Genomic DNA, 19,492 nt, shown 5'->3' on the forward strand with positions numbered 1-19,492 from the left:
GAATTCACCTTATCGTGCGTTCCTGCCGCGTGCCTACGCCGCTCAGTACCGCGCCCGTCGGTGTGTCACCCGCGGAGACCTCGGCCGGCGCGCCGTCCGCCACAATCTCACCGCCCTCAACACCGGAGCCTGGGCCCATCTCGATGACGCGATCCGCCCCGGCGATGAGGCCGAGGTCGTGGTCCACGGCAACAACAGTGTGGGAAGCATCCACCAGAGAGTGCAGCTCCGTGATCAGCAGCTCGATATCGGCCGGGTGGAGGCCGGTCGTTGGCTCATCCAGCAGGTAAACGGTGTGCCCACGGCGGGAATTGCGAGAGCGTTGCAGCTCCGTGGCGAGCTTGATGCGCTGCGCTTCACCACCGGAGAGCTCCGGGGCACCTTGGCCTAGGCGCAGGTAACCCAATCCGACTGCGTCAAGGGTCTGCACAGCGTGGAGGATCGGCGCCTCATCAGCAAAGACGTCGAGGGCTTCTTCCACGGTGAGGTCAAGGATGTCCGCGATGGTGTAGCCATTCCAGCGGATGGACAGGGTGTCCTCGTTATAGCGCTTGCCGTGGCAGTCCGGGCACTGGGTGTAGGAGCCGGGGAGGAAGACGAGCTCAACCTCGATTTGTCCGGCGCCTCCACACGTGGGGCACTGGCCCTGCTTGACGTTGTAGGAAAAGCGGGAGACGGTCCATTTCTTTTCCTTGGCCTCAGGCGTGGACGCAAAAAGCTTGCGCACATTGTCAAAAAGGTTGGTGTACGTCGCCACCGTGGAGCGTGGCGTGCGGCCGATGGGCTTTTGCGTAATGGATACCACGCGCTTGACGGCCTTCGGACTGTCATCTCCTGCAAGGGTGTCATCGAGCACGTGCAGCAGAGTCGACTTACCGGAGCCGGAAAGGCCGGTCAGTACTGTGAATTGGCCCAGGCCAAAGTTCACATCGAGGCCATCGATGTTGTTCGAGCGTACGTTGCGCAGTTCGACTGCCCCATGCGCTTCACGCGGCTCACCGTTGGGCTCTGGATGCGGGCGTGCCAAGGCGCGGGCTGTGGGGGTGTCTGCGTCGTAATCCGCAACGGGACCTGAATAGACCACTTCGCCGCCGCGCTCCCCGGCGCGCGGTCCAACGTCAATGAGCCAATCCGCATGCTTCACCAGGTTCATATCGTGCTCTACCAGCAGGACGGAGTTACCTTCATCGATGAAACGGCGGCAGATATCCAGCACTGCATCACGCTCTGCCGGGTGGAGGCCCGCGGACGGCTCATCGAGCACATACGTGACACCAAAGAGACCGGAGCGCAGCTGCGCCGCTAGGCGTAGACGCTGCACTTCGCCCGCAGACAACGTGTCCGTGGGGCGATCCAGGCTGAGGTGTCCTAGGCCCAGCTCAAGGGCGGACTCCAGGGCCGGGCAAATGGTCTTGAGCAACAGATCCTCAGCATCATTCGGTTGTGGGGAGCGCGTGGTGAGGAGTTCGAGGGCATCCGCTAGCGGAAGGTTATTGAAGGCGTCGATAGGCAAGCCCGCATACGTCACCTTGAGGGCCCGCGGGTTAAGACGGCGGCCATCACATGTGGTGCATTTATGGGATTCCATGTAGCTGAGCGTGCGGGCGCGAAGAGTGTCGGAGTTCGTCTCCGCGAAGGTTTTGCGCAGGTAGGACGCTACCGACCGCCATGTTCCTTTGTAGTTACGCTGGATCTGATCCTCACCGCGGTGGGGCTTGACCGTGACAACTGGACGCTCCTCCGTAAAAAGGATCCAGTCGCGATCTTTCTGTGGCAGGTCTTCCCACGGCGAGTCGAGGTCGTAGCCTAGTTCTTCCAGGATGTCGTGGAAGTTCTTACCGGCCCAGGCGCCGGGCCAGGCGGCAATGGCGCCATCTTCAATACTCAAGCTGGGGTCCGGCACCATGGATGCTTCCGTGGGCTCGTGTACTACACCGGTACCTTGGCACTCGGGGCACATACCCTCCGGAGTATTCGGGGAGAAGGAATCAGAATAAAGGCCCTCAGGGTTCTCGCCGCAGCGCGAATACAGCAAGCGCACCGAGTTGGAGATTGCGGAGATAGTACCCACGGTGGAGCGAGCACCACCCGTCGAGGCTGACTGCTGCAACGCCACTGTTGGCGGCAGACCATCGATGCGGCCGACCTGCGGATCGACTGCCGAAGCAATAAGACGGCGGGCAAAAGGCGCCACGGACTCTAGGTAGCGCCGCTGGCCCTCGCCGTGGATGGTGCCGAAAGCAAGGGAGGACTTACCTGAACCGGACACGCCGGTGACAGCTACGAGCTTGCCGCGTGGGAGGTCCACATCAACGTTACGGAGGTTGTGCAGGTGTGCATCTCTCACAGAAATGGTCATGTCAACCAGCCTACGCCCCGGCCCAGACATCGACCGTGAGGTGCGAGTTTATAAGTATGACCAGCACTGACGCACGCGTTCAAACCACCAGTCACGCCGATCATCCGGTGCGGCCAAAGCGGCAAGACGATCTGGATCGGGGGTGAGAGCTTCGGCGCGGAGGTGGCCGTCGATAAGCTCGCGCGGCGCGGTGACATCTTCTAGGAACAATGACCCCGTGGCCAGCCCCGCGGCAGCCGGGGTGACGTCAATGTCCTCATCATCATAAATCTGCGGCAGGGCAGCAACGGCGGCAAGCCCCATTGATATACCCACTGAGGTATCCAGTGCCGAAGCCACCGTGATGTCCATATGGCGCTCACGCAAATGCTTTGCCACCTCGAGGACCTTGCGCACGCCGCCGAGAGGCGCGGGCTTGACCACCGCAACGTCTGCTGCCTGAAGTTCTGCCACGCGGTACGGGTCACTAGCCTTGCGGATGGATTCATCGGCCGCAACCCGTACGAAAATCCCGGCGCGCATGAGCTGGCGACGCACCTCCGCCAGCTCCTCGACGCTCGCGCACGGCTGCTCCATGTAATCGAGCGGCATCAATTCCTTCGCCGCAGTAACAGCTTCCTCGACGCTCCAGCCACAGTTGGCGTCCACGCGCAGGACGGGGACACGGCCCTGAGCCTCAATGTGGGCACGCACCGCAGCGACGCGCGCGATGTCATCCTCCAGTGTCTGACCTTTCTCAGCGACCTTGATCTTGAACGTGCGGCAGCCGGGGTAGCGCGCCATCACGTCGGGCACCTGCTCCGCGGGGATAGCGGGGATAGTGCCGTTGACCTCGATCAGCTCACGCACGGGTTCGGGGAAGCCCTCGAAAGCCGCTTCGATGCCGGCCGCGAGCCATCGCGCGGACTCCTCCGGTCCGTACTCAAGGAAGGGAGCGAATTCACCCCAGCCCGCAGGGCCTTCAATAAGCAAAGCTTCCCGCGTGGTGATGCCGCGGAATTTCACGGCGAGCGGCAAGGACACCACGTGGGCGCGGTCGAGGAGATCATCAATCTGCATGGCGCCCATCGTACGTGCGGGGTTAAATGCGACAGATGGCACGGGTGGTGTTAGGTTAGAAAAGTAATTGGTTATAACCAGAAGAAAGATCTTCAGATGCTTTATCTTCTCATCGCACTGTTGGCCATCGCCGCAGTTGTTTATCTTATTTACAAGAAGGTCCACGCAGCGGCCTCCATCTTTGCCGTCGGCGTTGTTCTGCTCATGCTCGCTGCACTTACCGGACGCGCGGAATTCCGCACCACCGAGATTGAAGCGACTGGCAACGCCTTCTATGACCAGCTGCTTGTTGTTGACGCACTGTTTAAGTCGCGTTTCTCTGGCATCGGCATGGCCATTATGGTGCTCTTCGGCTTCGTCTCCTACATGCGCCACATCGGTGCCGACGCGAAAACCGTCGTTGTACTTTCCGCCCCACTGAAGCGCTTCAAAGGCTCCTACTGGCTCGTACCTGTGGGCTTTATCCTGGGCACCCTCCTCTCACTGGTGATCCCTTCGGCCGCCGCGCTCTCCCTACTCCTCGTGGCTACTCTCCTCCCGGCACTCATCGCCGCCGGGCTAACCCCGCTGACCGTGGGTGCCATCGTGGTCACCTCCTCCACCATCGTGCCTACCCCGCTGGAGGCCGGCCTTATTCAAGGCGCAGATTTGACGAACATGACCCCCACGGAGTTCGTATACGGCGCCGTCGCACACGCCACGGTGCCCACGCTCCTCATCACGGCTTTTGTCCACATGTGGTGGCAGCGCCACTGCGACAAGGTGGACGCTCGCAAGGCCATCGATTCCGGCGCAGTCAGCGCTGACTCCCTGAGTGATAAGGCCACTGAGGAAGCCATCGCGCGTGCCGCCGCCCTGCCAGGTTTCTACGCAATCCTGCCGCTCATGCCGCTGCTGCTCATCATCATCTCTGCCATCCTCAAGCAGATGGGCATCATCCCGTTTGAGGGCGGCATCCTCCCTGTCACCGTGGTCTCCCTCTTCATTGCGATGATCATCGAGTCCATCCGCAACCGCACCGTCACCGGCGCCGTGGACTCCATGGCCACCTTCTTCAAGGGCATGGGTGAGGGCGCAGCAGGCGTTGTGGCCCTGCTGGTCGCCGCCGCAGTCCTCGTGGAGGGCATCACGCAGATGGGTGTGATCGACATGCTTATCGACGCCACCGAGGGCTCCTCCGGTGCAGCCGTCCTCATCGTCCTTATCTTCGTGGCCTCCACGGCCGCAATGGCCGCCCTGACCGGTTCCGGTACCGCACCCTACTTCGCCTTTTCTGAGGTGGTGCCGAACCTGGCCTCGCAAACCTCCATCCATGCCCCGCAGATGCTCACCGCTATTTGGGGTACCTCCAACCTCATGCGCCAGGTCTCCCCGGTGAACGCCGCCGTGCTCATCGTCTCCGGCGCCATCAAGGTCAATCCCATTCAGCTGGTCAAGCGCACCTCCGTGCCGATGATCGTGGCAACCGTCCTCAACACGCTGTTTGCGTTCATGTTTATTGGGTAGTGACTTCCACTCTTTGTCCGGGCCCAGCGACAACCCCTGGGCCTCGGTACGTTTTGGTAAATAGGGCTCCCCAAACCCGAACATTTCCGAGCTTATTTACGAAAACGTGCCAACCAATCTGGCACAACGTACACAACGATCAAATAAGGCCCTGGGTTTTCGCAATTTTGGGGCACTATTTGTTAAAACCGTCACGGCTCCAAGGTGCAGCCTCCTGTCTGCCGTACAATTGCTGAGACAAACAATTCCATTAAGGGAAAAGGAGGGACCATGCTACTTGCTGAAGCCTTGGCTGAGCGCGCCCAAGCGCAGGAGCGCCTCAACTCTTTGAAGGACCGCCTCGCGGCGACGGTCCGCGTGCAGGAGGGTGACGAGCCTGATGAGAACCCCACGGATCTTCTCCGCGAGCTCGAGGGCGTAACCACCCGCATTGATGAGCTCGTCATCGCCATTAACGCCACCAACACGGCCACGGCTTTCGATGAGGAGCGCACGCTCATGGAAGCACTCGCGCTTCGTGATGGCCTTCTGCGCAAACGCCGCATTTACCAAGGCCTGGCCGAGCAGGCCGGGGCACGCCACGACCGCTACTCCCGCTCGGAGATCAAGTTCGTGGCCACTGTTCCGGTACCACGGCTGCGCGAGCGCGCCGACGACCTGGCCCGCCAGTACCGCGAGCTGGATACCCGCATCCAGCAGCTGAACTGGAATACGGAACTCATAACTAAATAAGGTCTGCCGCTTATGTGCGCCGCACTCTAGCGGCGCATAGTCATGTCGCGTACTTCGCACGCGACGGTAGCCCACACTTTCCGCAGCGAGCGCAACCCTTCTGGGCAGGGAAAGCCCAGTGCTTCTCAGGCGCCTTTATAGCGTACGAAGGCAGGGAGGTTCGACTCCGTCCCACTGTATGGTGTACCGCGCTTGTACGGATTACACGTGTACATTGCCGGGAATAGCCCGCAGTATTGAGTATTGATTATCACCGCCGCGCTGGGCGGAGAGTGTGGGTGAGGGTTGGGAATGGGGACTATACTTCCGGCGCGCTGCTTTCCAATTAAGCTGGTGTGCCATGAGCGAGCAGAAGAACTACAGCACCGATAATCCTTTCAAGCCGGAACTCTGGCGGACTGTAGAGGGCTTTGAGGACCTCACGGATATCACCTACCACCGACTCATCAGTGATGGGCCGCAGCCTAAGCGCAAGGACGGCATCGTCCGCATCGCTTTCGACCGTCCGGAAGTCCGCAATGCCTTCCGCCCGCACACGGTGGATGAGCTCTACCGCGCGCTCGACCATGCGCGCCGCACCCCGGACGTCGGCACGGTGCTGCTCACCGGCAACGGCCCATCGGAGAAGGACGGCGGCTGGGCCTTTTGTTCCGGTGGTGACCAACGCATTCGCGGTCGCTCCGGGTACCGCTACGCCACCGAGCATGCACACGATGACGCTACTGCAGACGAATCCACGGTGGACACCGCCCGCGAGAAGGTCGAAGGCGGACGCCTGCACATCCTGGAGGTCCAGCGCCTCATCCGCACCATGCCCAAGGTGGTCATCGCCGTAGTGAACGGATGGGCCGCTGGTGGCGGACACTCGCTGCACGTGGTGTGCGATATGACCATTGCCTCCCGCCAGGAAGCTCGCTTTAAGCAGACTGACGCCGACGTCGGATCCTTCGATGCCGGCTATGGCTCCGCCTACCTAGCCAAGATGGTGGGCCAAAAATACGCCCGCGAGATCTTCTTCTTGGGCCGCACCTATGATGCCCAGCGCATGTACGAGATGGGCGCAGTCAACGAGGTGGCTGACCACGCCGACCTGGAAGACGCCGCCATCCAGATGGGCCGTGAAATCAACATGAAGTCCCCCACCGCCCAGCGCATGCTCAAGTTCGCCTTTAACCTCACCGATGATGGTCTCATGGGCCAGCAGGTCTTCGCTGGCGAAGCCACGCGCCTGGCTTACATGACCGATGAAGCCGTCGAAGGCAAGGAATCCTTCCTGGAGAAGCGCGAGCCTAACTGGGATGACTTCCCGTACTACTACTAGGTCTCCATCGAGGGCTCGTGTCTTCTCGTCCACCCGAAAGATAAAACGAGGGTAAAATCCGGGCCAGTTAACGCCAGTAACTATAGCTCCCACGGAGGCAACCTTGACCACGGAGAAAATCAATCAGATAACCCGCCCAATCGGACTTGTCCTCTGCCTAATCCTTTTGGTTTCCCTGCGGCACTTTACCGAATGGTCATGGCTGCTACGGGCGGGCGTCGCCGTTGGCGCAACCATCGCCGCCATGCTGGTGCTGATTTTTGTCCTAGGTTGCTTCTCCACGGAAGAAGACACCCCCGAGACACACGAGGCCACTTCTTAAGGCTTAAGCCAGTAGGGAGGGCAGGTAGGGACCTGCCAGCTATCCTAATTACCACCAATCACCTTCACCCAGGGAGAGCCTGAAGTGCTGTATTTCGCCATTGCCCTCGCGGCCATCGCGCTCATTGCCGTCATTGCATCGCGAGTGTGGATGTTGCGGCGCATCCAGCAGGCTCAGAGGGACGGTGAGCGCCCCTTCGATCAGGAGGACGAACTCATCAACCCCTATGAGCACCGCGGGCGGTAACCTAACTAACCGTGACTTTCCTCTCTCCTCTGCCCGTCGATCCGCGTGACCCTGCCGCCATCCTCCCTGATCTGGAAGCGGCCATCGCAGGACAAGCCACCTTCCTGCCCGTCCCGGCGGAAGACCGCACCCGCGCGCAGCTGCTACGCAACCACATGCGCGCAGGAGAACCCATTGATTCTCCCATCGCGCTGGTCGTGGCCACCTCCGGGTCCACGGGCACGCCGAAGGGCGCGCAACTCACGGCTGCCAACTTGGTGTCTAGCGCCGATGCCACGCACCGCGCTCTCGGTGGCGCCGGCCAGTGGCTGCTAGCCATGCCCGCCTCCCATATCGCGGGCATCCAGGTATTAATCCGCTCGCTCGTCGCGGGCGTGGAGCCGCTCTGCCTTGACCTGTCAGAAGGTTTTTCCATCCCCAATTTCGCCCGCGCCGCGCACGAGCTGGCCGCCACTGGGGATCGCTCATACACGGGCCTGACCCCGATGCAGCTAGCCAAGGCCATGGATTCGCTAGAAGGAATCGAGGCCTTGCGCACCTTTGATGCCATCCTCGTCGGGGGTGCTGCCACCCACCCACAGTTGTTGGACTCTGCGAAAAAGCTGCGCATCAATATCGTCACCACCTACGGCTCCTCGGAGACCGCCGGCGGCTGCGTCTACAACGGTCGTCCTCTCGATAGCGCTCGTGTTCGCATCGGCGACGAGGGGCGCATTTACCTCGGCGGCCCCATGATTGCGCGAGGCTACCGGAACGTGGACTCAGATGCCTTCGTGGTCGATGAGTCCGGCACCTCGTGGTTTGCTACCTCCGACGCCGGCGCGCTTCACGACGGCCACCTCACCGTCACCGGGCGCCTCGACAACATCCTGAACACCGGCGGGCTCAAGCTCCACCCGGAGCAGCTCGAGCAGCACATCCTTCGCGTGCCGGGCGTGGAAGGAGTATGCGTGGTCGGCATCCCCCACCCACGCTTAGGGCAGATGATCGTCGCCGCCTATACCGGATGGGCGGATGTCGGCGATATCCTCGTGGCTCTCGATGACGTTGGCCTTCCCCGGTGGCACATCCCCAAGGATTTCAAGCGCCTGCCTGAACTCCCCACCACCGGCCCCGGCAAGGTAGACCGCCTCGCCGTCGCCCGCACGTGGGGCAGCTAATCCTCCGCTTCGCTGATGCTGCGTACGGCAATGCCGCGCGCAGCGGATTCCCCGAGGGGGAAGTGTGAACCGCCGTCGACGGCAACCTCGAGCACACCCGCGACCGAGGGGGCAACGACGGTCAATTCCACTCCCGGCCGCACTCCATATTTATCCAGGTAGCGCAAAAATTCGCCGTCAGCGTCAGTGACCTGCTCCACGGTGACGGGGGTCTGCGCGGGGACGTCGATAAGCGTAATGCGCGAGACCGGCTCGGCAGTGCCATCCGGGGCAGGTATGGGATCACCATGCGGATCGCGGGCGGGGTTGCCCAGGAAAGAATCGAGGCGTTCAACGAGCCTGTCGGACGTCGCGTGCTCTAGCATTTCCGCCTCATCGTGCACCTCATCCCAGGTATAGCCCAGAGTGCGCACGAGGAAGGTTTCCAGGAGTCGATGCCGGCGCACCATTGCCACAGCCAGCCGCCGGCCTTCCTCTACCAGCCGGACTCCAAAGTAGCGTTCATGTTCCACCAGTCCCTTCGCGGCCAGGCGCTTGACCGCCTCCGACGTGGTGGGCAGTTTCTGTCCAGCCGCTTTGGCTAGATCCCCGAGCGGCATCGCGGTATTAGCGCCCTCTTTCTCCTCATGGGTCCAGAGAAGCTTGAGGTAATCCTGGGTGCGTTCGGGTAGCTCGCTGATGTGCATACCCCCATCGTAGTTCAGCCTATTGCTTCCAAAGGTTTCAGCACTTATGCTCTTTCAAGTTCAATCTGTTGAACATCGACATTCACTTTTAATAAGAGAGGTTTCCTGTGAAGAAAATTATTGCCCTTCCCCTCGCTTCCCTCGTGGTCGCAAGCACGCTGAGCGCCTGCACCAGCAGCGACTCCACCGAAGCCCAGGACGACAATCTGACGATCTTCGCCACGACCGGTTACTTGGCTGATGCGGCCGCCAATATCGCCCCGGACGCCGACATCACCACCATGGTCGGCCCCGGCGGCGATCCACACACATACCAGCCCACCACGCGCGATATTGAAAAGATGCAGGACGCCGACCTCGTCCTCTGGAATGGCCTTCACCTCGAGGCGCAAATGGTGGACCAGCTCTCCTCCCTCGGTGAGAAGCAGCTAGCAGTTGGCGAACAACTCGATACTGCCGACCTCCTGCCGTGGCCCGAGCAAGGTGACAAGGGCGAAAAACTCTACGACCCGCACATCTGGAATAGCCCCGAGCTGTGGAGCCAGGTCGTCGATCACATCGGCACCAAACTCGGCGAAATCGACTCTGACAATGCCGAAGACTATGCCGCGGCCGCCGATGCTTATGAAGACAAGATTGCAGCCGCGCACGACAAGGCCGCTAAGGAACTCGAAAGCGCCTCCCCGCGTGTTCTCATCACCGGCCATGACGCCTTCAACTACTTCGGCAAGACCTTCGACTTTGAAGTCCAAGCCACCGACTTCGTGACCACCGAAGCCACCAAGTCCGCCACTGAGATCTCCGAGCTCGCGGATACCATCGCGGAGAAGAAGGTCCCCGTTATCTTCCAAGATAACCAGGCGAACCCACAGGCCATCACTTCTCTCAAGGAAGCCGTAGAAACCCGCAACTGGACAGTCACCATCTCGGATGAAGAGCTCTTTGCCGATACCCTCGGCCCGGAAGCCCCAACCGATACCTACCTCGGAGCCTTCGAACATAACGCTAGCGCCGTGGCGAAAGCACTAAGCTAATGCTCAGCGTAGGAAACCTCACCGCCGGCTATCCCCGCACGCCGGTGCTTCACGACGCCTCCTTCACCCTCACCCCCGCGACTATCACCGGGCTGGTGGGTGCGAACGGGTCGGGAAAGTCTACTCTGGTCCGCACGCTGGTAGGGCTCCTTCCGCCTCTAGCCTGCGGGTCGATGACCTTCGATGGCGTCGATCTGGCACATTTTCGGCAGCGTCTCGGATATATGCCACAACATGCGGATATCGACTGGAATTACCCTGCCACCGCCTTCGACATCGCCCTGATGGGCCGCACCGCCGGGCTGCGCTGGTGGCAGTGGCCCAGCCGCGCTGACAAAGACGCCGCTCACGCCGCGCTTTCCCGCACCGGAATGCAGGCACACGCGCAGCTGCCGATTTCCGCCCTGTCTGGTGGTCAGCGCCAGCGCGTGTTGTTGGCGCGCACGCTCGTTAGCGAGCCGGAATTCATCATCCTCGACGAGCCCTTCGCTGGTGTCGATGCCGCGAGTCAGCGCGCCATCATGGATGTACTCAAGGAACTGCGCGAGAACGGCGTGACCATCCTGCTGGTGCATCACAACCTGGCGGAGGTCGCCGACTTTTGCGATGAGGTCCTCATGGTCGGCCACGGCCGGCTCATTGCTGCTGGCCCCACCGAGCAGGTACTTACCGAGTCCGCCATTGCCGACATGTTTTCCCTGCCATCATGAACCCACTCGAGCTTCTTCAGAACTACACCTATACCCAGGCACTCCTGGGCACCGTGCTCATCGGTGGCTGCGCTGGCGCGCTAGGCCCACTGGTATATGTTCGCCGCACCAGCCTGCTGGCCGATGCCATCTCGCATTCTTCCCTGCCTGGACTGCTCACCGCCTTCCTCGTGGCCACCGCCATTGGCTGGGACGGGCGAAATGTCTGGCTTCTTTCTTGCGGCGCCCTGCTCACCGGAACCCTCGCGGTGGGGTGCATTCACCTCATCCCGCGGTTAACTCCCCTGGGGCAAACCACTGCGATGGCGGCCACGCTAACCACATTTTTCTCGGTGGGAATGCTGCTCATGCAGTATATTTCCCGCCGACCATTGCCTGGCAAGGCCGGAATCCAGGATTATTTGCTGGGAAATGCCTCCACGCTCACTCGCGCGGATGTACGGTCCACACTCATCATCGGTGGCTGCGTGCTGCTTTTTCTTTTCCTCATTCACACCCGGCAGGCCGCAGTCACTTTTGATTCAAGTTTTGCCCAGGTAGCCGGCATCCGCACCTCGTTCCTCAACGCGGCTAGTTTCTTCGCCCTCACCGCCATCACGGTGCTCGGCGTCAAAGTCGTCGGCGTAGTGCTCATGGTCGCCGTGGTCATCAGCCCTGCCGCCGCTGCCCGCCCCTGGACCACGCGCTTGCTACCTTTCATCGCGCTCTCCGGGTTCTTCGGCGCGGCCACCGCTGCTCTCGGCTGCTATGTCTCCATTGCGCACGGCCCGCTGCCCACCGGTCCGGTCATCGTCCTGGCTCAGGCGGCGCTCGTCACTATCAGCCTCACCAGTAGAAAGCTAGCCTCATGACCCTCGCCGCGACCGCTTGTCTCCTTGCCGTTCTGACGGCCTTGGCCTGTGCTATCCCCGGCACCTTTGTTGTCCTCAAAGGCCAGGCCATGCTTATCGACGGCATCGGCCATGCCGTCCTTCCCGGAATTGCCGTCGGCTACCTCTTTACCGCAGATCTAGATTCACCCATCTTGCTCGTTACCGCGGCCGCTGGCGCCTTGGTGGTGGCGTTGGGAACTGACGCACTACAGCGCAGCCCGCTGGTGACTGCTGATTCCGCCCTCGGATTGGTCTTTCCCGCCCTGTTTGCCGCCGGAGTCATCCTGATTTCTACGCACATGAGCCACGTGCACCTTGATGTCCACGCCGTTCTCGTCGGTGATCTCAACCTCGCGGCCTTCTCCAATCCCAACTATTGCTACATCATGGCCGCAGTGCTGGGTATCAATGCTCTCTTCCTCGCCCTTACACTGCCGCGTTTATCCGCCACGACTTTTGACGCCGATTTTTGTGCCGCACGCGGGGTGCCCACGCGCGTTCTTCACATCATATTTATGACCGTGGTTGCCTGCACCGCCACCGCCGCCTTTCACGCTGCCGGTGCCATGCTGGTCATCGCTCTCATGGTATTCCCGACGATGACCGCGCGGCTGCTTACTCAGCGCGTGCCCACGCTGGTGTTGACCGCCTGTGGCGTTGCCGCTATCAGCGCGGTCGTGGGATTTTGGGTTGCCTATGTCCTTGACGCGGCTACCTCTGCCGCAATGACAGTCACCAATGCCGTTATTTTCGTTGCAGTGCTCATCATCTACCGCTTTCGCCAACGCACCAGCTCATTGCCGCAGCACACCACACCAGTGGCACAATAGTGAGCATGTCTGCCTATTCCGCCACTCCTGCCGATTGGCTCCAGGGTGCTCGCCCGCACACCTGGGCCAATGCCTTTGCTCCCGTTATCGCTGGTACCGGTGCCGCTGCCGCGGCCCACGGCCTGCACTGGGGCCGGGCGTTGCTGGCGCTCATCGTGGCCTGGGCGCTTATCATCGGCGTGAATTACGCCAACGATTACTCCGATGGCATCCGCGGCACCGATGATGACCGCACCGGCCCCCAGCGGCTTACCGGGGGCGGGCTGGCCAAACCACAGCACGTCAAGTTCGCCGCTTTCGCTTGCTTCGGCGTGGCCGCCATCGCGGGCATCTCACTGTCGCTGGCCGCCAACGCAGCCTGGTTCATCCTCGTCGGCGCCGTGTGCATCGCCGGCGCGTGGTTCTACACCGGCGGCAAGAACCCTTATGGCTACCGCGGGTTTGGGGAAATCGCCATCTTCATCTTCTTCGGACTCGTCGCGGTTCTCGGCACCGAATTCACGCAAGCCGGCCGTATCACGTGGACCGGCCTGGCATTGGCCGTGGGCATTGGCGGCATGAGCTCCGCGGTGAACTTGGCCAACAATATCCGTGACATCCCTTCCGATACAGCCGCCGGAAAGATCACTCTGGCCGTGCGCTTGGGTGATAAGAAATCCCGCACGCTGTTTATGACGCTGCTCCTGCTCCCGGTACTTCTTACCGTGGGCCTGGCTTTTGATTCCTGGGCAGCGCTGGCCTCCCTGCTGTACTTCCCCCTCGCACTAGGCGCTATCCGCACCGTCAACCGCGGTGCGCGCGGGCCCAAACTCATCCCGGTGCTCGGCATGACTGGCCGCGCAATGCTGGTGTGGGCAATCATTAACGCCCTCGCGTTGGCATTGGTTTAGCGGCCAGCCAGTTCTGCCTGCACCCACTCCTTGTGGGCCTTGCGCTGTGCGGAATACTCCGCCAAAGTCTGAGTAGCTTCCACGCGCCACGAGGAGAAAATCAGCATCGACAGCGGCAGCGCCACGAACAACGCCAACAGGGCCGACACCAGCACGGGGATGGCCACGCCAATAGCCATAGCCAGCAGCTGAATCACCACGGTCAGCAGGATAAAGAGCACCAGGCGGGCGGCACCATACTTCCACAAGGCTATGCGTGAGCGGCGCTTGAGTTCCGGGTCTGGTTGAGGAGGCTCAGGAATGTGGGACTCGTTGGGCATGTTGTCTGTCTGGCTCATCATTCTCACTTCTGGTTCGCGGGCATTCCGTAGAATACAACGCATGGGTCGTTTGATACTACTAGTCCTGTTTATTCTCGCGGCACTTCTCGTGTGGAAGGCATTTGGGCCATCCAGCTGGAAGAATAAGGCGCAGCAGCAACAGCAGCCGCAGCGCCCCGCAATCAAGGGCCCCGATGATGACGAAGAGTTCCTCTGGAACTTGGAAAAGCAGCGCTTCAAGGAGCGCCGCGCGAAAGAGCGCGAGGCACAGCGCAAAGAAGAAGAGCGCCGCCGGCGCGCACCCAAGCCCCAGAAGCCGGAAGACCCTGACGTAACCGGGGAAGAAAACTAGTTCTTTGGCGTCTTAGGCGTAAACGTCATCTCCAGGTCGAGGGCCTCCGCCACCGCCGCAATCTTTTCCCAGCGCACACCGGAGCCGCCGTGCTCGATGGTGTGCAAGGTAGAGCGCGACAGACCGGCTTTCTCAGCCAATTCCTGCTGGAGGATGCCTAACTCGCGGCGTCGCTCAGCAAAGACATCACCTAAAGCAATGAGCTGCGGGTTATCGCCGGCGGGTTTGCCCTGTTTGTGCCGGGGTTTATGTGTATCCGCCATTTAGTTCAGCCCCGCGTAGGAGTGCAGGCCGGAGACAACCATGTTGATGAAGAACAGGTTGAAGACCATCAGCAGCATCGCCGCGATGTTGAGGTACGGGGCAGCTCTGCGAAACGCCGGGGTGGCGCGGGCATGCAGGTAGGCAGCGTAGAGGATCCAGGTGGCGAAGGAGACAGTTTCCTTCGGGTCCCAACCCCAATAGCGACCCCAAGCGGACTCTGCCCAAATCGCGCCCAGCACAATACCCAAGCCCAGAGTCGGCAAAGTCACCACACCTAGGCGGTAGGCCAGCTGATCCAGCTTCTTCGCTGACGGCAGCGGGCGGGCAATCACGCCGAAGAAGCCATGCTCGCTTCCCTTGCCCTGGTGCACGCGCAGCACGCTGAGCAGCGAGGCGATACCGGAGACGATACCGATGGAGGCACCGAGCGAGACCACGGTGACGTGGATAGGCAGCCAGTGAGACTGCAGCGCCGGCACCACGGGGGCGGACTCCGCGTACAGCTTCGTGGAACCGTAGAACATGAGCGCCAGGATCGGGGTCAGCAGCCATGGCCACAGGGTGCGCCACTCCTTGCGCTGCATCGCGATGGTCGCCACCACCATGACGCCAGCAGTCACCATGAGCACGTACTCGTAGAGGTTGCCAAACGGGAATCGGCTGGTGGCCAAGCCGCGCAACACAATCGCGGCTAGGTGCAGTGCGATACCCAGCCACAGCAACATCTGCGTCATTCCGCCGAGCTTGTCCGCCTTCTCCTGCTTCTTAGCAAGGTCGGCGTCCTCGCTAAGGCCGGCCGAGGGGGCGTCGTCAAGCACCGCGTCCCCTGCCGGGCCGCCGACGGTAGCCAGCTCGCGCTGCTGGGCCACGGCGGCAGAACGCGCACGCAGTCCTTCAATGATGCCCTGCATGCGGCCGTAGTAGACCAAGGACAACACCAGCGCGAGGGCGTAGATAACGAACGCGGTCTGGACGGCGATGTCGGAGAAGTTGGACAGATTCTGATCAATCTGCATGGATGAGAAACCTTGCCTTCACAGTGCTCAAGAAAGTGCTCACTCAACGGAGAGATGAATAGTGCTCATAAGGCTACCCCTCTTACCTGACAGTATCCAACTTTTGACTGATAGGTTGCGCACCTTTAGTCGGCGGAGTACAGCACGTCTTCCTCAACCTCATCCGGATCCGGCAGCTCGAGAAGCTCGCGGTGCAACGCGTAGAACTCTTCAGACCAGCCGGCGCGGTCGGTGCGCGCAAGGCCACCCATCTCAATATCGGTGCCACCATCAGCGGACGGGCGGATGCGTACCCACACGCGGCGGCGCTTAATCACCAACGAGCCCACGAGGGATAGCAGCATCACCAAGGCAGACACCAGAACCCACCCTTGGAAGGGGTCATAGGAAATCTGGTAGTTCGCAAACTCAGAAGCACCATCGAAGCTGATCTTCGTGCCATCATCCAGTGTGACGGACTCACCCTGCGTGAGGTTGACGCGGTCGATCTTTTGCAGCTGACCCGTCTGGATGAGGTTGGGGTCGAGGGAGAAGAAGGACTGCGGGCGGCCCGTGTCCAAACCGGCATCGCCACGGTAGATGTCAATAGCCACGGCCGGGTCATTCATCGCTGGGAAAGAGGATTGAAGCAGCTTGCCGTTTTCTCCAGACCACTCGGCCGTTGGGGCGAAAAGCCCTTGGATGGCGATCTGATTCTGGCGGCGCTCAAACAGGTCTGGATACATTCCCGCCGGCGGATCAAAGCGCATCGCACCCGAGGACAGGAAGTAGGTCATGTCATTCGGCTGGAACTGAATGGTCTGCGTGCGCTTTTCGCCGTTAGGCCACTCCACGGTCATCGTCGGCGCAAAGCCGTGACCTTGCAGGTAAACGCGGTTATTCTCAATACGCAGCGGGTGGTTTACCTGAAGCTGGTAATCCTCCCATGTCGATGGGTCACTAAAGATGTCATCGCCCACGGCATAGGACACGTTGGAGGTAAACATCTCCGCCTGGCCATTGGGCAGGTAGTCCGCCGTGAAGTCGTGGGCGAGGAAGCAGAAGGGGTGGAGCCCGGTGCCGTCGAAAAGCGGCCCGGCGCGGAAGGAATCATACACAGAGGTAGACGTGTTACAGAACTCCGTGGACTGCGTCTGCTCCTGGGTTTGACCTTGGGAGTTCTTTTCCGTCACCACAATGACTTGGCCCTCGTAGGTCACCAAACGGCCGGCAGCCATGGTGAGCAAAATGGCCACGAGAGCAACGTGGAAGATGAGATTGCACAGTTCTCGGGCATAGCCACGCTCAGCGGAGAAGGACTGCGCACCGGCGCGGTCTTTGTCCGGAGACACCTCCGAAACACGCCACTTCTTCAGCATGGTCTTCGTCGCTGCGGCGATGTCCTCCGGAGATTTCTCCGAGTGTCCCGTGGCGTTGAGCGGCATCTTCTCCAGGTATTTCGGCGCTCGGGTAGGCGGGGTCTTCCAGGCTTTGTAGTGATCCCAGGAGCGCGGAATGATGCAGCCCACCAGTGAAATCATGAGCAGCACGTAGATGGCCTGGAACCACACCGAAGAGAAGACGTCAAAAAATTGCAGCTTATCGTAGAGCTCCGCAACCTTGCCGTTGGTCTCGATGAAGTCGTTGACGTTGGACTCATTCAAAGAGCGCTGCGGCAGGAGAGAGCCCGGAATAGCGGCAATGGCGAGCAAAAAGAGCAATGCCAGAGCCGTGCGCATGCTGGTCAACCAGTGCCAGGCTTTGCGGATATACCTCACGAAAAATCTCTCCTTAAATCAGCGTCGTGCCGGTGGACTCAGACCAGGAGACGGTCCACTGACGAATGGCGTTGATGAAGCTTTCCCACAGGCCGGTCAGCAAGGCTAGGCCCACGAGGATCATGGCGATACCACCGATAATCTGGATGGCTCGGGAGTGTTTCCGCATCCAGGAAATAGTCCGCATAGCCTTGGCAGAACCAAATGCCACAAGCAGAAAGGGAAGCCCCAGCCCCAGGCAATAACCAATGATGAGGACAGTGCCACGCAGTGCCGTCGTCCCCTCCGTGCCTGCAGACACGGAGAGGATGGCTGCCAGCGTCGGTCCCAGACAAGGAGTCCACCCCAGCGCGAACACTCCACCGAGCAGCGGAGCACCCAGCCAGGTGGTCCAGCGTTTCGGCGCCATGCGCGTATCCTTCTGCAGCACCGGCACCACGCCCATGAACACGATGCCCATGAGGATGGTGATGATGCCGCCGGCACGCATGAGGGTGTCTGCGTTGAGCGTCAGCGCCGAAATAGCTCCAAACACGGACACCGTGGCCAGCACAAACACAACGGTGAATCCCAGCACGAACAGTGCTGCGGCAGCGACGACGGCCCATTGCCTACGCTTGCCGACGCCCACCCCCAACTCCGCGTCGTAGCTGACCTCACCGCCGACCACGGAGGCAAGGTATGACATGTAGCCGGGCACGAGGGGAATCACACAGGGCGAGGCAAAAGACACTAAACCTGCTGCGGCAGCGGCCAGAATTCCCAGGAGAAGAGGGCCGGCCGCGGCGGCGTCGGCAAAGCTCTGTCCAAGCCCGTCAGCGGCAAGGATCACTGTTCTTTCTCCAGCTCGTCGACGACCTCGAGGACTTCCTTTTCCGTGATTTCGGTCAAGAAGACCGCGGCTGGGCGGTGCTGCTTATCCAGCACGATGGTGGTGGGCACCACCGAGGTTGGTACGCCGCCGAGTGCCGCGGCAGTCTTGAACGGCGGGTCATAGATGGAGGGGTACTCCAAGCCATTATCGGCCATGAAGTCCCTGGAAATGTCCGGGTTAAAATCCTTGACGTTGATGCCCAGCACGGTGCCGATGTCGCGCTTCTGCAACTCTGTGTGAATCGCCTGCAGATCATCCGATTCCGAACGGCACGGCGCACACCACTGGCCCCACGAGTTGAGCACGACAATCTGGTCCTTGAAATCCGAAAGCTTGATCGTTGTGGACTCATCTCTTAAGTCTTCACCGGAGAAATCCTTCAGTGGTTTACGGTCAGCTTCGTCATAGCGAATCGTGGTCTGTCCACCAGGTGAAATGAACTGGAATGTGCCACCGGAGGCCACCGCGTTCTGTGAATTATCTTCGCTCTGCGAGCAGCCAACAAGCGCCAGCGCGGCCACGACTACTGCGGCACCAATCTTTAAGCCCCGCATTAGATGTCCTGCGCAGGGGAAGAATAGAAGATGTCCACAATCTCATGATCGCGGTAAACCACTGAGGTCACCGACGCCAAGTCACACTCACGATCCCACGGCGCGTGTGCCAAGCGCTTGCCCAGTACGGTGCGTTGAACCATGACGATGGGCAGCTGGTGGGAGACCACGATGGCCTCATGGCCCTCAGCCTTCGAACGGGCGCGCTCGGCGGCGTCCATCATGCGTGCGGCGATCTGCTCAAACGGCTCGCCCCAGGACGGCTTGAGCGGGTTGACCATGAGCGGCCAGCGCTGCGGGTTCCACAGCTGCGAATTCCAGCCCTTGGTGCGCAGCCCCTCGAAGCGGTTGCCGGATTCGATGACGCCCTTATCGACGTCCACCTCCAAGCCCGTCACCTTCGCAATCGGCTGTGCGGTTTCCTGTGCGCGCTGGAGCGGCGAGGCCGCCAAGTACGTCACGTCATGGCCTTCAAAGGCTTTCGCGGTGCGCGCAGCCATGGAGTGTCCACGGGAAGACAGGTGGTAGCCCGGGATGCGTCCGTACAGGATCTTGTCCGGGTTATAGACCTCGCCATGGCGGACGAAGTGGACGATGGTGGTCGACATAAGCCTCGTGGTATCCCCTC

22 protein-coding genes are annotated in these 19,492 nt (G+C 60.9%); 12 read left to right on the forward strand and 10 right to left on the reverse strand.

All coding sequences use genetic code 11. The features are described 5' to 3' along the window. Positions 1 to 4: 4 nt before the first annotated feature. Positions 5 to 2,359, reverse strand: a complete 2,355-nt coding sequence (locus HMPREF3149_RS08820) for an ATP-binding cassette domain-containing protein (RefSeq protein WP_070537496.1) — start codon at positions 2,357 to 2,359, stop codon at positions 5 to 7. A gap of 48 nt (positions 2,360 to 2,407) precedes the next feature. After that, entirely contained in the window at positions 2,408 to 3,418 is a 1,011-nt protein-coding gene (locus HMPREF3149_RS08825) for an o-succinylbenzoate synthase (RefSeq protein WP_083280821.1), read from the reverse strand. Positions 3,419 to 3,514: 96 nt separating this feature from the next. Between HMPREF3149_RS08825 and dcuC the strand changes: the two genes are divergently transcribed. The 6 genes from dcuC (at position 3,515) to menE (ending at position 8,705) form a co-directional block, all read left to right on the forward strand. Further along, positions 3,515 to 4,924, forward strand: coding sequence for a C4-dicarboxylate transporter DcuC (gene dcuC / locus HMPREF3149_RS08830; RefSeq protein WP_070537498.1), 1,410 nt, complete (start codon positions 3,515 to 3,517; stop codon positions 4,922 to 4,924). A gap of 270 nt (positions 4,925 to 5,194) precedes the next feature. After that, entirely contained in the window at positions 5,195 to 5,656 is a 462-nt protein-coding gene (locus HMPREF3149_RS08835; protein ID WP_070537499.1) for a DIP1984 family protein, read from the forward strand. A 340-nt stretch (positions 5,657 to 5,996) separates the two neighbouring features. Further along, complete coding sequence (locus HMPREF3149_RS08840; RefSeq protein ID WP_042529199.1) at positions 5,997 to 6,977, forward strand: 1,4-dihydroxy-2-naphthoyl-CoA synthase; 981 nt, start codon at positions 5,997 to 5,999, stop codon at positions 6,975 to 6,977. Between the two features lie 103 nt (positions 6,978 to 7,080). Then, positions 7,081 to 7,299 (forward strand): hypothetical protein, encoded by a 219-nt coding sequence (locus tag HMPREF3149_RS08845; protein WP_039673551.1) that lies wholly within the window; start codon positions 7,081 to 7,083, stop codon positions 7,297 to 7,299. An 84-nt stretch (positions 7,300 to 7,383) separates the two neighbouring features. Continuing rightward, on the forward strand, positions 7,384 to 7,545 hold the full coding sequence (locus HMPREF3149_RS13620) for a hypothetical protein (protein ID WP_010189743.1): 162 nt from the start codon (positions 7,384 to 7,386) through the stop codon (positions 7,543 to 7,545). An 11-nt stretch (positions 7,546 to 7,556) separates the two neighbouring features. After that, complete coding sequence (gene menE, locus HMPREF3149_RS08850) at positions 7,557 to 8,705, forward strand: o-succinylbenzoate--CoA ligase (protein ID WP_070537500.1); 1,149 nt, start codon at positions 7,557 to 7,559, stop codon at positions 8,703 to 8,705. On the opposite strand, the gene HMPREF3149_RS08855 is transcribed toward menE, so the two are convergent. After that, positions 8,702 to 9,391: a metal-dependent transcriptional regulator gene (locus HMPREF3149_RS08855; RefSeq protein ID WP_070537501.1), complete on the reverse strand. Its 690-nt coding sequence runs from the start codon at positions 9,389 to 9,391 to the stop codon at positions 8,702 to 8,704. The genes menE and HMPREF3149_RS08855 overlap by 4 nt on opposite strands. Before the next feature lie 107 nt (positions 9,392 to 9,498). Between HMPREF3149_RS08855 and HMPREF3149_RS08860 the strand changes: the two genes are divergently transcribed. The 5 genes from HMPREF3149_RS08860 to HMPREF3149_RS08880 are packed head-to-tail and all read left to right on the forward strand — an operon-like array spanning position 9,499 to position 13,727. Beyond that, positions 9,499 to 10,425, forward strand: coding sequence for a metal ABC transporter substrate-binding protein (locus HMPREF3149_RS08860; RefSeq protein WP_070537502.1), 927 nt, complete (start codon positions 9,499 to 9,501; stop codon positions 10,423 to 10,425). Beyond that, positions 10,425 to 11,135 carry a metal ABC transporter ATP-binding protein gene (locus tag HMPREF3149_RS08865; protein WP_010189751.1) on the forward strand — a complete coding sequence of 237 codons (711 nt, stop codon included), beginning with the start codon at positions 10,425 to 10,427 and terminating at the stop codon, positions 11,133 to 11,135. The genes HMPREF3149_RS08860 and HMPREF3149_RS08865 overlap by 1 nt, the downstream gene beginning before the upstream one ends. Then, the gene (locus HMPREF3149_RS08870; RefSeq protein WP_010189752.1) at positions 11,132 to 11,986 is read left to right on the forward strand and encodes a metal ABC transporter permease; all 855 of its coding nucleotides are present in this window, start codon (positions 11,132 to 11,134) and stop codon (positions 11,984 to 11,986) included. Before HMPREF3149_RS08865 ends, HMPREF3149_RS08870 begins: the two co-directional genes overlap by 4 nt. Continuing rightward, on the forward strand, positions 11,983 to 12,837 hold the full coding sequence (locus HMPREF3149_RS08875) for a metal ABC transporter permease (RefSeq protein WP_010189755.1): 855 nt from the start codon (positions 11,983 to 11,985) through the stop codon (positions 12,835 to 12,837). Before HMPREF3149_RS08870 ends, HMPREF3149_RS08875 begins: the two co-directional genes overlap by 4 nt. A gap of 5 nt (positions 12,838 to 12,842) precedes the next feature. Next, positions 12,843 to 13,727 (forward strand): 1,4-dihydroxy-2-naphthoate polyprenyltransferase, encoded by an 885-nt coding sequence (locus HMPREF3149_RS08880; RefSeq protein ID WP_070537503.1) that lies wholly within the window; start codon positions 12,843 to 12,845, stop codon positions 13,725 to 13,727. On the opposite strand, the gene HMPREF3149_RS08885 is transcribed toward HMPREF3149_RS08880, so the two are convergent. Further along, positions 13,724 to 14,065, reverse strand: a complete 342-nt coding sequence (locus HMPREF3149_RS08885) for a DUF4229 domain-containing protein (protein ID WP_070537504.1) — start codon at positions 14,063 to 14,065, stop codon at positions 13,724 to 13,726. The two genes, HMPREF3149_RS08880 and HMPREF3149_RS08885, sit on opposite strands and share 4 nt — an antisense overlap. A 43-nt stretch (positions 14,066 to 14,108) precedes the next feature. Here HMPREF3149_RS08885 and HMPREF3149_RS08890 point away from each other — a divergent pair, with 43 nt between their 5' ends. Further along, on the forward strand, positions 14,109 to 14,399 hold the full coding sequence (locus tag HMPREF3149_RS08890) for a hypothetical protein (RefSeq protein ID WP_070537505.1): 291 nt from the start codon (positions 14,109 to 14,111) through the stop codon (positions 14,397 to 14,399). Here the strand turns inward: HMPREF3149_RS08890 and HMPREF3149_RS08895 are convergent. From HMPREF3149_RS08895 to HMPREF3149_RS08920, 6 genes are all read right to left on the reverse strand, one after another. Next, entirely contained in the window at positions 14,396 to 14,662 is a 267-nt protein-coding gene (locus HMPREF3149_RS08895; RefSeq protein WP_070537506.1) for a helix-turn-helix domain-containing protein, read from the reverse strand. The two genes, HMPREF3149_RS08890 and HMPREF3149_RS08895, sit on opposite strands and share 4 nt — an antisense overlap. Beyond that, entirely contained in the window at positions 14,663 to 15,679 is a 1,017-nt protein-coding gene (gene ccsB / locus HMPREF3149_RS08900; protein ID WP_070537507.1) for a c-type cytochrome biogenesis protein CcsB, read from the reverse strand. It lies immediately after the preceding gene. A 125-nt stretch (positions 15,680 to 15,804) separates the two neighbouring features. Continuing rightward, a complete protein-coding gene (locus HMPREF3149_RS08905) occupies positions 15,805 to 17,436 on the reverse strand; it encodes a cytochrome c biogenesis protein ResB (protein WP_070537508.1) in 1,632 nt (543 codons plus the stop codon). 13 nt (positions 17,437 to 17,449) lie between these two features. Then, entirely contained in the window at positions 17,450 to 18,268 is an 819-nt protein-coding gene (locus HMPREF3149_RS08910) for a cytochrome c biogenesis CcdA family protein (RefSeq protein ID WP_042529175.1), read from the reverse strand. Continuing rightward, on the reverse strand, positions 18,265 to 18,864 hold the full coding sequence (locus HMPREF3149_RS08915) for a TlpA disulfide reductase family protein (RefSeq protein WP_070537509.1): 600 nt from the start codon (positions 18,862 to 18,864) through the stop codon (positions 18,265 to 18,267). Before HMPREF3149_RS08915 ends, HMPREF3149_RS08910 begins: the two co-directional genes overlap by 4 nt. Beyond that, entirely contained in the window at positions 18,864 to 19,472 is a 609-nt protein-coding gene (locus HMPREF3149_RS08920; RefSeq protein ID WP_042529170.1) for a histidine phosphatase family protein, read from the reverse strand. The genes HMPREF3149_RS08915 and HMPREF3149_RS08920 overlap by 1 nt, the downstream gene beginning before the upstream one ends. Between the last annotated feature and the right edge of the window lie 20 nt (positions 19,473 to 19,492).

Source organism: Corynebacterium sp. HMSC05E07, from assembly GCF_001807225.1.
GTDB classification, from domain to species: Bacteria; Actinomycetota; Actinomycetes; order Mycobacteriales; family Mycobacteriaceae; genus Corynebacterium; species Corynebacterium singulare.

What these genes read in the sequence shown, in the direction of transcription:
- HMPREF3149_RS08895 (WP_070537506.1), bottom strand. Translation starts at nt 14,662, where the DNA reads ATGGCGGATACACATAAACCCCGGCACAAACAGGGCAAACCCGCCGGC.
- HMPREF3149_RS08825 (WP_083280821.1), bottom strand. Translation starts at nt 3,418, where the DNA reads ATGCAGATTGATGATCTCCTCGACCGCGCCCACGTGGTGTCCTTGCCG.
- dcuC (WP_070537498.1), top strand. Translation starts at nt 3,515, where the DNA reads ATGCTTTATCTTCTCATCGCACTGTTGGCCATCGCCGCAGTTGTTTAT.
- HMPREF3149_RS08870 (WP_010189752.1), top strand. Translation starts at nt 11,132, where the DNA reads ATGAACCCACTCGAGCTTCTTCAGAACTACACCTATACCCAGGCACTC.
- HMPREF3149_RS08820 (WP_070537496.1), bottom strand. Translation starts at nt 2,359, where the DNA reads ATGACCATTTCTGTGAGAGATGCACACCTGCACAACCTCCGTAACGTT.
- HMPREF3149_RS08880 (WP_070537503.1), top strand. Translation starts at nt 12,843, where the DNA reads ATGTCTGCCTATTCCGCCACTCCTGCCGATTGGCTCCAGGGTGCTCGC.
- HMPREF3149_RS08865 (WP_010189751.1), top strand. Translation starts at nt 10,425, where the DNA reads ATGCTCAGCGTAGGAAACCTCACCGCCGGCTATCCCCGCACGCCGGTG.
- HMPREF3149_RS08915 (WP_070537509.1), bottom strand. Translation starts at nt 18,864, where the DNA reads ATGCGGGGCTTAAAGATTGGTGCCGCAGTAGTCGTGGCCGCGCTGGCG.
- HMPREF3149_RS08855 (WP_070537501.1), bottom strand. Translation starts at nt 9,391, where the DNA reads ATGCACATCAGCGAGCTACCCGAACGCACCCAGGATTACCTCAAGCTT.
- HMPREF3149_RS08840 (WP_042529199.1), top strand. Translation starts at nt 5,997, where the DNA reads ATGAGCGAGCAGAAGAACTACAGCACCGATAATCCTTTCAAGCCGGAA.
- ccsB (WP_070537507.1), bottom strand. Translation starts at nt 15,679, where the DNA reads ATGCAGATTGATCAGAATCTGTCCAACTTCTCCGACATCGCCGTCCAG.
- HMPREF3149_RS08835 (WP_070537499.1), top strand. Translation starts at nt 5,195, where the DNA reads ATGCTACTTGCTGAAGCCTTGGCTGAGCGCGCCCAAGCGCAGGAGCGC.
- HMPREF3149_RS08920 (WP_042529170.1), bottom strand. Translation starts at nt 19,472, where the DNA reads ATGTCGACCACCATCGTCCACTTCGTCCGCCATGGCGAGGTCTATAAC.
- HMPREF3149_RS08890 (WP_070537505.1), top strand. Translation starts at nt 14,109, where the DNA reads ATGGGTCGTTTGATACTACTAGTCCTGTTTATTCTCGCGGCACTTCTC.
- HMPREF3149_RS08885 (WP_070537504.1), bottom strand. Translation starts at nt 14,065, where the DNA reads ATGAGCCAGACAGACAACATGCCCAACGAGTCCCACATTCCTGAGCCT.
- HMPREF3149_RS08875 (WP_010189755.1), top strand. Translation starts at nt 11,983, where the DNA reads ATGACCCTCGCCGCGACCGCTTGTCTCCTTGCCGTTCTGACGGCCTTG.